The organism is Leptolyngbya sp. PL-A3 (assembly GCF_039962325.1).
Lineage (GTDB): Bacteria > Cyanobacteriota > Cyanobacteriia > Elainellales > Elainellaceae > Vacuolonema.
Genome location: NZ_JAMPLB010000071.1, coordinates 20,053 through 31,620, shown reverse-complemented (window position 1 = coordinate 31,620; position 11,568 = coordinate 20,053). Strand labels below are relative to the sequence as shown.

Below are 11,568 nucleotides of genomic sequence, written 5' to 3'. Positions count from 1 at the left end.
TTTTGGAATCCAACCCGAAAATAGCCCACCTTCGGCGGGCTATTTTCGGGCTTCAAAGCTGAGAGTTCGTGCCCTTCGGGCACGAACTCTCAGCTTTGAAGCCCATACTGAGAATTGCTGCAGTGTTGAGGCTCCTATAGCCAGAAAAGTTAAAATGTGTAAGCGATACATGATGTACCAAACTGCCCATTGAGCACGATAGTCTATGGACATGCTGCAAGCTGTTGTAGGGGAACGACGGACCTATTCCAATGCAGGATGTTCCCATGATCATCCCTTTGCTCAACTCATTCTGCCACTGACGGTCGAGAGAAGGGCGTGGAACGAAGCCCCTTTTCTGGACCCCATGAAAGAACCCAAAATTTGGCGAATTGATGCCTGAGATTTGGCTAATTCAGGCCCAAAGCTATCTCCTATGCTGAGCTATATCAGCATTGAGGGTGATACTTATGATGCGCTCAGCTTCGAACCAACGACAGCCAACAGCAATTGGGTTTACAGCCATTCTGATGTGGGCGACCTTAGCCCTTTTGACGAAATTTAGCGGAACTGTGCCGCCGTTCCAACTCACGGCCATGTCCTTTACAATCGCCTTTCTCATTGGAATAGTGACCTGGATTCATGACGGCAACAATCCAATAAATCATCTCAAATTACCGAAAGCTGTGTGGGAATTAGGTATCACGGGGCTCTTTGGCTACCATTTCTTCTACTTTATGGCGTTGAGAAATGCTCCTGTCGTTGAGGCGAGTTTAATTGCTTATTTGTGGCCATTACTCATCGTCCTGTTTTCAGCGTTATTGCCGGGGGAACAATTGCGGTGGTTTCATGTTTTGGGAGCGATCGCCGGTTTCACAGGTGCTGCGCTACTGATTACGAAGGGGCAATCCCTGACCTTTGATGCTCGTTACACAGTAGGTTATCTAGCGGCATTTATTTGTGCGTTAATTTGGTCACTCTATTCTGTGCTGTCTCGTCGGTTTGGTGCGATTCCAACCCATGCTGTGGGTGGTTTTTGTGGTGCGACAGCTATTCTCGCTTGGCTCTGCCATTTCGGGTTTGAATCCACCGTTTTGCCTTCGGGTTGGGAGTGGGTTGCTATCTTCTGTCTGGGATTGGGGCCTGTTGGACTGGCTTTTTTCACCTGAGACTATGGCGTTAAGCATGGCAACATTAAGGTGTTAGGAGCGCTTTCCTACATCGCTCCTCTGTTGTCAACCATTCTGCTGATTGTTTGTGGGTTGGCTGAGTCCAGTGGGTTGGTGTGGTTAGCGTGTTTACTCATTGTTGGTGGGGCGTTGCTGGCAGTGATAGACTTCTTCAAGCCCAACGTTGAAAGATAATCACTTGATTGGCGGCAACGGATGCCGCGTTACTCTATTTCGAGAAAAACACAGGAACCATGACGTCAGGAACCCTTTATCGTTTGTCAGCATTTACGACGACCCCTGAAGGGGGCAACCCTGCTGGTGTTTGGGTCGGGGACACGCTTCCAGAACCTGAGGTGATGCAACGTATCGCGGCTGAAGTTGGGTTTTCGGAAACTGCTTTTGTTGCGCCTACCACTGGGCCTGAGCGAACCGTTCGTTACTTTAGCCCCGAAGTAGAAGTCCCGTTTTGTGGGCATGCGACCATCGCAACCGGAGTCGTGCTGGGGGAGAATGACGGGGATGGCACCTATCAGTTGGTAACATCTGTTGGCACTGTGCCTGTTGCAGTCCACCAGCGAGACGGCCACTATGAAGCGTCTTTAACCTCTGTTGAGCCTGGCTATGAACCAGCACCAGATGAGCTCGTCAGCGAGGCGTTGGCAACGTTGGGCTGGACGCGGGATGATCTGGACGATTCAATTCCCCCTGCCAGAGCATACGCTGGAGCATGGCACTTAGTGGTGGCAGTCGCCAAAGCTCAACGCTTAGCTCAATTGGATTACGATTTCGAAGCTCTCAAGGCTCTCATGCTACGGGATGGGCTCATCACATTACAGCTTGTATGGCGGGAGAACGATGATACCTTCCACTCACGCAATCCTTTCCCGGTAGGAGGGATTGTGGAAGACCCCGCTACTGGGGCGGCAGCGGCGGCTCTCGGGGGATACCTTCGAGAAGCGAAGCTTGTTATGGTGCCCAAAACTCTCTTGATTCGGCAAGGAGAAGCTATGGGCCGTCCTAGCCAACTTGAAGTCCACATTCCTGCTAGTGGTGGAATTGTCGTGACGGGTAAGGCGATTCGAATTTAAAGACCCACATGAAGCTGCACGAAATGGGAAGGGTGGCACTATACGCCACCCTTCCCATTTTGTGCAGCTTCATCTAGGCAAACAATCAGCAGACCAACTCATGCAGGTTCTGGAGTAGTCTTTCAATTTCTGCCGTCGTATTGTAGTGTGCTAGACCAATTCGTACCAGACCACCGCCAGATTCCAGACCCAACCGCTGGGTTAAATTAAGAGCGTAGAAGTTGCCATTCCAGGTAAAGATGCCCTGTTTGCCTAGCGCTGTTGCCAGTTCTAGGGGCGTATACCCGGCTAGCCGTAAGCCAATGGTGGGAGTACGCCAACCAAACTCACCCGGATCCGTGATGCCATATACCTGCATACCGGGGATTTGCAACAAGTTCGGAATCAATGCCAGGGAAAGCGATCGCTCATACTCTTGAATCGTCCCCATGGCCGCTACCAACGCCTGACGCCGAGTCGAAGCCGCAGGAGATACTCGTTGACCCAACTCTGTCAGATATTGAATCGTTGCACCCAATCCTGCTAGCCCTTCAAAATTTAGGGTTCCTGTCTCCCAGCGATCGGGCACCGTATCGGGAGAAGGTCTGACCTTAAAGGGCTGTAACTGGGCCAGTAGTGCCCGTTTGCCATAAAGAATGCCGACATGAGGACCAAAGAATTTATAGGCGGAGCAGAGCAGAAAATCACAGTCCAGCGATCGCACATCAATCGGCCCGTGGGGTGCGTAATGCACCGCGTCCACAAAGACCCAGGCTCCAACTGTATGAGCCAACTGCACCACTTCGGCAATGGGATTAACGGTGCCAACTGCATTCGAGGCATAGGCAATAGCAACCAGACGGGTACGGTCGGTCAGTTGTTGTTTCAAATTTCCCATATCCAGCGTGCAGTTATGGGGGTGAATATCAACTGTCCGAACAACAACGCCCTGTTCTTTCAATGCCAGCCAGGGAGCAACGTTGGCATCATGATCCAAACACGTGACAACCACTTCATCACCCGGATGCAGCACACGCCCAATAACCCGGCTCATGGCCCAGGTCAGGGTAGTCATGTTGGATCCAAACACTACCTCATCCGGAGCGCAGCCTAACAAGTCAGCGATCGCCTGCCGGGCCGTAGCAACCACAGCTTCAGTGCGTTGGCTGGTAACAAAGGCACCGTGTAGATTGGCATTGGCGTGGGTCAGGTAATCGACCATTGCCTGGGGCACAGCATGAGGAACCTGAGTTCCCCCAGGCCCATCAAAAAACACAGCAGGAAGGCCATTCACCTCCATCGCAAGGGCTGGAAATTGAGCCCGAACCCACTGAAGATCAAAGATAGGCATAGGAATTTCCTTCTCAACCTGTCTGGTATCTGGCACAGTCAGCTTTTCGATAGCTTTACGCTCCTGACTCGGGTGGAAACAAGCCGGGATTTGTCAACACAAATACGTCTCTTACACCCTTATCCCCGGTTGTTTTAATAGGAGAGGTGTAATGGAAATACTGGTCATCTTTAAAGATGAGAAATTCACCCGGATTGAGCACTTTACTGAAGATTGGCTCGTTCTCTTTACTCTGATACAGATGGGTCTCGGCCCCTTCTACCCCTTGCCGATGTACAGAGAAAATTCCAACGAGAGTAACCCCGTCTCGATGAATGCCTTCGGGTGCAGGGTTACCAAGTTTTTGAAGAGACGCCGTTGTACGAATTTGATGGACCGCAATCTCATTGGAGCGTGAACACACCTGGCAGTATTGGTAAAACTCCCAAATAACCGCTTGAAAATCGACTTGCTGAATCAATCCATCTTCCAGCTCTTCATACTCTCGTATGACATCCCCCAATATAGGATTGTAGGTTTTACTTTGAAAGAGCTGACGATGGGGGAGTTGAATCAGGCGATCGCCCAAGATCTTGAAATGAGATAAGCGCCTGAAACGATAATTTCCTTCCAAGTAAGGGTCGGCTGGTAGACGATCAAAGTAGAGTTCAAATGGCTCTACTTTAATTGCATTCATCATTTCCAAAATATAGCTGACTAAACAGTTAGCTCTTGGCTTGATAAATTCTTCCGTCTTAGATGCGTTCAACATTTTCCCACTCCCTAAGGAGAACTATTCTGGTTCTATCACTTGATTAGGCTGTTGTAGCGCCAACTCAACACTGTGAACACTCAAATTTAATTATTTGAAAGAGTACCCACAGCAGAATGAGTAAGAAGTATGAAACGGAATGAGAAGACCGTTTATTTCTTAAGCCTATAACTTCAATTGTAGGTAGAGAATTGTGGAATGTCGATCCTTTGATTCTGATCGGTTGTTATTAAGAAGAATGTGTGGCAGAACCACCTGTCTAGTATTCGATTCATTTTCATAACATCCACCATAGGTGCATATTTGTTTGTGCAATGCTCACCACAAAGCCCACCTGAACGCCCAGGAGTTCGGCACATTACCATTTATGGTTGGGTTTCTAGAAGCCATTTGATAAGCAAGGCAAATTGAGCAGCGGTATTAACCACTGATGACATGAAGAACTGAGGCAAATTTCATGAAGAGTTTCCATGCCTCAATAACAGGAGTTCAGTTAGTAGCCTATAAGATAATGATATTCATCTTTGTGTTCGATTGGCTATGCCTAAAGATCACTCTTAATAGAAGTTTTTCTGTGTGTTGTCGTCTAATACCGTTTCTTTAAGAACTGAATCGATAACCCATTCCAATCCGGTGAAGTACGAGATGGATATGGAACGTCTCCCACATCCATCTCGTACTTCACCGGATTGAAAAATGCTGTATGAAGATTTTCTACATAATATGCAACGAAGTTTGTATGGCATGCCTGAATAATTTTATACAGCCCTTAAAAGGCGGGATGGGGCAAACTGCACCCACCCTATCTCTCAAAAACCGTTTAGGATTCCTATATTCAGGTATTCATTCTTCTGATTTATATCGTTATGCCTCGCAAGCATCCATTCAAGCAAAAGCACCCACGTTTTAATGAGTACCCTTTTGCTCCATGTAACCGAAAGCACCCATTCAATCAGGCTGAACAGTGGCTCCAAACCATTCCAACATGGATTTTTATCGGTGGGACGGTCGTTGTTTTGGCAGGAATTTCTTTGTGGGTTGAACCCGATGTCAATTGGAGGTCTCCCAGAGATATTGTGCGTGTGGTCTTTAACGATGCAGAATCTATTGCGATCGCCTCAGCCGTTCTTCTCTACTTTAAAGAAAGCCCCGATCGTAAAGAACAGAAACATTATGAGGCTTGGCAAGTTGTTGACAATGCGGCAGCGGCAGGGGTTCCCACGAGCTTTGCACGGAACAAGGCACTGGAAAGTTTAAACCGGGACGGTGTCTCCCTTGGAGAGATCGATGTTCCTAAAGCTGACTTGTCAAATATCAACCTCACTGGTGCATACCTTTACCACGCTGACCTTAGCAATACAAATCTTAGCTTTGCTGTCCTTCGAGACACGGACCTTGGGAAAGCGAACTTAAGTGGTGCCATTCTCAACTATGCTCTTTTGAACAGCGCTAATTTTCTGGGTACAAACCTTAGTCATGCTGATCTGAGTAATGGCGTTCTTAATAGTGCCAAGCTGATTGCTAGCAACCTCAAGGGCAGTAACCTGAGTGGAGCCTATCTCGTTGATACCGATTTCAGTAATGCCGTTCTCAACGGTGCCAACCTTAAAGGTGCCTATTTCATTAGAAGTAATCTTCAAAGTGCACAAGGTATTACTCAAGAACAACTCGCTCAAGCAAAACTCTGTCAGGTAGCTTTGCCCGATGGCATTGACCTCGACCCAAATCGTGACTGTGAGGAGCTGAGAGAAAACGACTATGTTGCTTGGATGCTAGAGCATTCAACAGAAGATTTTTAAGAAATATATTGATCTTTACGAATTATTTTAAGGAGATTTCTGCATAAGAATTTACCCGTGATGTGGGTGCTTTGCCCACGAAGCGGGCAAAGCACCCACATCACGGAGGTAATTTTATTACTGGAAATCTCCTAAGTTACTTCTTTATCATTACTCGAGCGTGCTTTCGCCTCATAAAAAGATTAGAGATGTTGCTGAATAGAGCGATGAAATAGCCCTATTCAGCAAGGGGGACTGGAAGCACAGACACTAAACGAATTCAGGCGATGTTGCAAGTTGATAGTTAAGGGGCATCTTAGAGCGATCAATCACCTGATCAATCAGGCCATACTCTACTGCTTCTTGAGCTGACATAAAGAAATCTCGTTCAGTATCCTGCTCAATCTGCTCCAGCGACTTTCCAGTGTAGTTGGCCATACTCTGGTTAATCTGGCGTTTCAAATAGAGAATCTCCTTGGCCTGAATCTCAATGTCCACAGCTTGCCCTTGCGCTCCACCAGAGGGTTGGTGAATCATAATCCGTGAACTAGGCAAACTGCTGCGCTTGCCTTTCGCTCCTGCACCGAGCAGGAATGCCCCCATACTGGCCGCTAAGCCATAACAGATTGTGCAAACATCTGGACGAATCTGATTCATGGTGTCGTAAATACCCAGACCCGCTACCACAGAGCCACCCGGAGAATTGATGTATAAATGGATGTCCTTTTCTGGGTCTTCTGCTTCTAAAAACAGCATTTGTGCGACGATGCGATTAGCCATTTCTGCCTCGACGGGTTCTGCCAGAAAAATAATGCGATCGCGCAACAGACGAGAGTAAATATCAAAAGCCCTTTCTCCGCGACCGGATTGTTCAATAACGGTGGGAATCATAGTGAAATCTTCCTATGAGAATGGTGGGTTGGTAATGAGCGATGTGTAATGTGGGTCCTTCCGTAACTCACTTGTTCAAGCAGTCTCTTGAGAGGAAGTAATTTGGCTTACATGACCTGCGATAATCTGCCAACGGTTTTCACGCTGTAACCAAATGCGGGTGAAGCGGTAAGGTTCTGAGAAAGGCTGCCCATTTAGAATTCCAGCGAGGTCTGCTCTGAGGGTAACAACCACGCAGTCGTTGCTAAAGAGGTGGATTTGGCGATCGCTAATCTCTACTTTTGTGAACTGGAAAACTCCAGAGCGATGGGCTGCGAGATCGTATTGCTTGTTGCCCACAAAACCTGTGTGCATTGTCCAAACCAAATCATCTGCGATCAATTCATCCAGTACAGCAACATCACTGGTCAACATCGCCTGCCGTAATTTTTCCTCCAAAGTTTCGATTGTTTCATGATTCATTGGTAACGGCTCCTATGAAGATAGAGCTACTGAGTTCCCCTTATGGCTTGAAGGAGAATTGATAGGCTTTTACCCAGTAAGGTTGTGTTTGCTTAGATAGGCTGCTACGAGACGAGTCCCTTATTTACCCGCCAAGCTCTAAGCTTTGCTGTGAACATTTCAGGCTTAAATTTCCTACTCCATAGAACATTGCCGGAAATGAGGGCTCTTTTATGAGGGTTCTTCAGGGCATGAATCCTGCTCTAGCAAATCTGGCAGTGTGCGATTGAGAAAATAATTCCACTCAACATTGGCAGGTATTGAGGTGAGGGGGGCGATCGCTATCCCAGGTAAGTTGAACTGAGCTGCCCTAGACAAGTCAGCATTTAAGGAATTCATGACCACCCCTGAGGAGTGGAAAGACTTGCCAGAGTAGGACAGCTCAGACCCTCGATAGGTATGAGCTACAGTATCAGGACGGGCTGAACTCGCAACAGCGGTTGTATAACTGTACTGGTGATGCTTCAAGCGTAATTGCGTTCCACCTGCAACCGTTGTCAGCGTCCAGACCACTAGCGAGGGTTCAGTGGTGGGAGACTCCTGCCAGGTATAAACCAGGCGGGTGGGTTCTTCTAGCTCCACAACTTCGCACTGAATGGTTGTCTTTAAACCGGGTAAAGGTTGGTTGTAGAACCGGAATTTATGCCCCAGCTTTGGTTCAAAGTCATTTTCCATCATCCAGTTAGCGAGGGCGCGGCGATTGGTTAATACCTGCCACACTCGTTCGGGTGGATGCGGATAGAATACTTCCAGATGAACCGCTTGACTCATGAGTTCTCCTCCAAATAAGCACCAAGGGCATCCAGTTTTTGCTGCCAGAACGGTTCATAATAGGCAACCCACTCCAGAACCTCTTGCAAAGGAGCAGGGTTAAGCCGATATAGCCGTTGCCGTCCCGATTTCTGCTGGCTGACTAGCCCCGCGTTACACAGAATTTGTAGATGTTGTGAGATGGCCGGCAATGACATCTCAAAGGGTTCCGCAAGCTGTTTCACAGGCTGCTCTCCGGAGCGTAAGCGATCGAGAATGGCACGGCGAGTCGGGTCAGCGATCGCCTGAAACACGTCGGCACTGGCAACAGGTCTACTCATCAGAGAGAAATTTAAGCGAATGCTTAACTAACTGCAGTATAGATAAGCATTCGCTTAAATGTCAATCCATTGGGGTTGATTAACTTGCATTTTGTAGCAAAACCCAGAATCCCAGCTCTGCCGTTGCTTTGTGGTAGCAGAACTCGGATTCTGGGTTTTGTTGTTTGGGTTTGAAGAGGTGTTTACAAAGTTCAGGTTGCACAAGAGCAACCCACAGCATCTAATCACCCGTAATAAATACCGTCATAAACCAGCCCTGGCCTTCATTCTTAAAGAAGGCTCGGTAGCCTACAGGAGAGAAGGCATAACGGCTAGAAACAAATCCTCGTTTGCCGTCAGGGGTGATCACGGGCCGCCAGCCTTCATTGGTTTCCAGTAGTTGCTGCTGAGTTTGAGAGAGTTGTTCAAAACCTTGAGGGTCCGTCTTCACCACCTCGTTGGATAACACACCCATTACAGCGCTGTCTGGGCTCGGTGCCATGCGAACGTTGATCGCATCCCCAACAATAAACACATCCGTGTAGGGGTCGTAGGACGCTCCATCAATTTGCTGAATTTCACTGGCAGAAGAACAGGTCCATTCTTCGGGATTGCCCATATCATCCGTTTGGCTGTCAACTCTCGGTCCACAAGGGGCATTCACAAGCCGTTCCAGACGCTTCCAGAAAAGGCTGTCAGGATTATCAATATCGAGATCATCCAGGCTCATGGCAGGGCCAAAACTGAGGTGAATATCGGGAGCTGCGATCGCTCGAATGTAGTCAACATGACGTTCATTAACAGCCCGCTGAAGACTTTCTCGAAACTCATAAAAAGAGCTGCCTGGCCGAGCAATATCTGCCAATCCAAAGGGTCTACGAGGATAAGGGTCGGCCGTGGGAGGAGAAGCCTGAGCAACTGAATTAGCAGTTGAGGGAGAGGAATCTGCTTTTGAGTCTGTCGTTGTCGGGGATGCACCTTGAAGTGACGGTGATTTCTCGACTTGAGTTCCTATTGATGTGGAATTTGTGGTAGCGGGTATAGAAACAGGTGTCGTTGATAAAGAAGGATCAGATTGGCAAGCTGGTAAAGCAAGCCCAGCGATCGCGATAATACCTGAGAAAAGGTAACGATAGGAACGGGAATAGCTAGACATACTACTTTCTAACAGGGTCTATAAGAGCCATACAATTCAGCCTCAGACTATTCCGATATCCTATGGAGAAATTTTACTGAGTGACTTGCTGACGATAGATTCCTGGCGTCGTGTTTAGCATTTTACGAAACACCGTTGTCATGTGACTCTGATTACCGAATCCTACTTCGTAGGCGATCGCGACAATCGGCATCTGGGTTGTTCGAAGTAAACGTTGTGCCTGTTCAATTCGACAACGCAACACATATTGGTGGGGAGACAAGCCAGTGGTCGCCTTAAAAGCATGAGCCAGGTAATAGGAGCTAACCCCGACTGAACTCGCCATGTGACCCAGACTTACGTCACTCTGCAAATGAGAATGGACGTATTCCATCATCATCCTCAGTTGTTTAGGAGTTAAACAATCTGGAGCTTTCAATCGCTTAGACACACTTGAGCGATACCAGATAACATGTCCCATAACCAGAGTCGCAAGGGACTCTAGATAGAGCGCACCTCCTACATGTTGAGAATCAACAAAGAAGTGATGCAAGGCTTGCGCAAGCCTGCTACCTTTGGTGCTAGATTGAACCTGCCCTGGTAATAACTCAATCGTGGTTTCATGGGCGTATTCAGCCATTATGCGAGACGTAAGAGATGGCTTGAACGCCAGAATGATGCAGAACCCAGTTGTCTCAATAGAGCGATAGGTCGTACCCCGGGGAACAACATCATATCCTCCGGGTTTCGATTGGTAAGATGTCAACTTGTCAGAATTAAAGGCTGCCAACCCATGACCGGGCTGAAATCGAGTGGAGATGAACTCAAATGGAGCCAAGAGGTTTACTTCTAGCTGCCCTGGAGAAAGCATTGCAGCAATCACATCGGGAGTTTCTATCCAATGTCCCCATTGTGGTAGCTGGCTAAGCGGTGCGCGATCGAGTGGAATTTTACGCTCCGTAGCTGGAAAAATTTTCTCGACTACCCCATTCATCACCATTGCCTGAGCTAACGCTACTTCTGATTTAGCCTCATTAAATATACCCCATTCGATCAGAACATAAGAAATCCAACAATCAATGTAAGCAGATAAGCAAAAAGTTAATTTCTTGAGAATCCTTCGATCTACCCTCAAGAATTGAAAAGACAGTGGAAATGCTTTTCTGTAACGTTATTAGCATTCCTTTCGTAGTGAACTCTATTCTTCAGCTATGACGACCAATCTTGTGCCAGTATCAACCTTGTTTATTGGGTTACATGGTTTGATTGCCTTCATCCTCTCGTACATTGCAGCATCAGAGCGAGTCAAAACAAGGATTTGGCACGGGGAGGCAACAGAGGATGTGATGTCGCAGCCTAATCCTTTAGATAATCCTAATCCCTGGGTGATAACTGTCGAACGGTTAACCCAGCGCAAACTGCAAAGAAGTAAGGTGGATGCAGGTGCATTACAACGTAAAGTTCGTGCACATGGTAACTTTGCTGAATATGTACCGCATGGACTTCTGTTCATTGCTGCCCTTGAACTCATGCAAGCTCAGGGATGGTTAGTCTGGGTGTTGGGAAGTGCACTGACTATAGCGCGCATCGCCCACGCCTATGGAGTCATTACGACATACGGACCATCGCTGAGTCGTGCCACTGGTTTCTTCTTAACCTGGTTTGTTTACATCATTGGTAGTATCGCTTGTCTCTACTACGGTTACCAGGGGCTGATTTAATTGAATAAATTCCATATCATTAGTTCGGACAGTTTTTCTGAAACCGTTGATTTTGCGTGCGCTTCGCGCACGCAAAATCAACGGTTTCAGAAAAACTGTCCAGAGTATTGCCATATAGTGTGCGCATTGATTAAGTAAACCACCATACTTAC

General features: G+C 47.6%; 12 protein-coding genes and 1 pseudogene. 5 read left to right on the top strand and 8 right to left on the bottom strand.

All coding sequences use genetic code 11. The annotated features are described in order from the left end of the window. The first annotated feature begins 205 nt into the window (after nt 1–205). From NDI52_RS29470 to NDI52_RS29460, 3 genes and pseudogenes are all read left to right on the top strand, one after another. A complete protein-coding gene (locus tag NDI52_RS29470; protein WP_190775410.1) occupies nt 206–382 on the top strand; it encodes a hypothetical protein in 177 nt (58 codons plus the stop codon). Nucleotides 383–452: 70 nt separating this feature from the next. After that, nucleotides 453–1,343 (top strand): annotated as a pseudogene (locus tag NDI52_RS29465) (EamA family transporter). A 59-nt stretch (nt 1,344–1,402) separates the two neighbouring features. After that, nucleotides 1,403–2,239, top strand: a complete 837-nt coding sequence (locus NDI52_RS29460; protein ID WP_190789179.1) for a PhzF family phenazine biosynthesis protein — start codon at nt 1,403–1,405, stop codon at nt 2,237–2,239. An 85-nt stretch (nt 2,240–2,324) separates the two neighbouring features. Here NDI52_RS29460 and NDI52_RS29455 read toward each other — a convergent pair whose 3' ends face one another. Then, nucleotides 2,325–3,569: a cysteine desulfurase-like protein gene (locus NDI52_RS29455; RefSeq protein WP_190775408.1), complete on the bottom strand. Its 1,245-nt coding sequence runs from the start codon at nt 3,567–3,569 to the stop codon at nt 2,325–2,327. 55 nt (nt 3,570–3,624) lie between these two features. Beyond that, entirely contained in the window at nt 3,625–4,320 is a 696-nt protein-coding gene (locus NDI52_RS29450) for a 2OG-Fe dioxygenase family protein (RefSeq protein ID WP_190775407.1), read from the bottom strand. Nucleotides 4,321–5,186: 866 nt separating this feature from the next. Between NDI52_RS29450 and NDI52_RS29445 the strand changes: the two genes are divergently transcribed. Next, on the top strand, nt 5,187–6,119 hold the full coding sequence (locus tag NDI52_RS29445) for a pentapeptide repeat-containing protein (protein ID WP_190789178.1): 933 nt from the start codon (nt 5,187–5,189) through the stop codon (nt 6,117–6,119). A gap of 249 nt (nt 6,120–6,368) precedes the next feature. Here NDI52_RS29445 and clpP read toward each other — a convergent pair whose 3' ends face one another. The 6 genes from clpP to NDI52_RS29415 all read right to left on the bottom strand — a co-directional run bounded on the left by clpP (nt 6,369) and on the right by NDI52_RS29415 (nt 10,689). After that, nucleotides 6,369–6,989: an ATP-dependent Clp endopeptidase proteolytic subunit ClpP gene (gene clpP, locus NDI52_RS29440; RefSeq protein WP_190775405.1), complete on the bottom strand. Its 621-nt coding sequence runs from the start codon at nt 6,987–6,989 to the stop codon at nt 6,369–6,371. Nucleotides 6,990–7,064: 75 nt separating this feature from the next. Then, a complete protein-coding gene (locus NDI52_RS29435) occupies nt 7,065–7,451 on the bottom strand; it encodes a nuclear transport factor 2 family protein (RefSeq protein ID WP_190775404.1) in 387 nt (128 codons plus the stop codon). 210 nt (nt 7,452–7,661) lie between these two features. Next, the gene (locus NDI52_RS29430) at nt 7,662–8,261 is read right to left on the bottom strand and encodes an SRPBCC domain-containing protein (RefSeq protein WP_190775403.1); all 600 of its coding nucleotides are present in this window, start codon (nt 8,259–8,261) and stop codon (nt 7,662–7,664) included. Beyond that, on the bottom strand, nt 8,258–8,581 hold the full coding sequence (locus tag NDI52_RS29425) for a metalloregulator ArsR/SmtB family transcription factor (RefSeq protein WP_190775402.1): 324 nt from the start codon (nt 8,579–8,581) through the stop codon (nt 8,258–8,260). The genes NDI52_RS29430 and NDI52_RS29425 overlap by 4 nt, the downstream gene beginning before the upstream one ends. A 220-nt stretch (nt 8,582–8,801) precedes the next feature. Further along, a complete protein-coding gene (locus NDI52_RS29420; protein WP_190775401.1) occupies nt 8,802–9,716 on the bottom strand; it encodes an SH3 domain-containing protein in 915 nt (304 codons plus the stop codon). A gap of 73 nt (nt 9,717–9,789) precedes the next feature. Further along, on the bottom strand, nt 9,790–10,689 hold the full coding sequence (locus NDI52_RS29415; protein WP_190775400.1) for an AraC family transcriptional regulator: 900 nt from the start codon (nt 10,687–10,689) through the stop codon (nt 9,790–9,792). A gap of 217 nt (nt 10,690–10,906) precedes the next feature. Between NDI52_RS29415 and NDI52_RS29410 the strand changes: the two genes are divergently transcribed. Next, on the top strand, nt 10,907–11,416 hold the full coding sequence (locus NDI52_RS29410; protein WP_190775399.1) for an MAPEG family protein: 510 nt from the start codon (nt 10,907–10,909) through the stop codon (nt 11,414–11,416). Nucleotides 11,417–11,568: the final 152 nt, after the last annotated feature.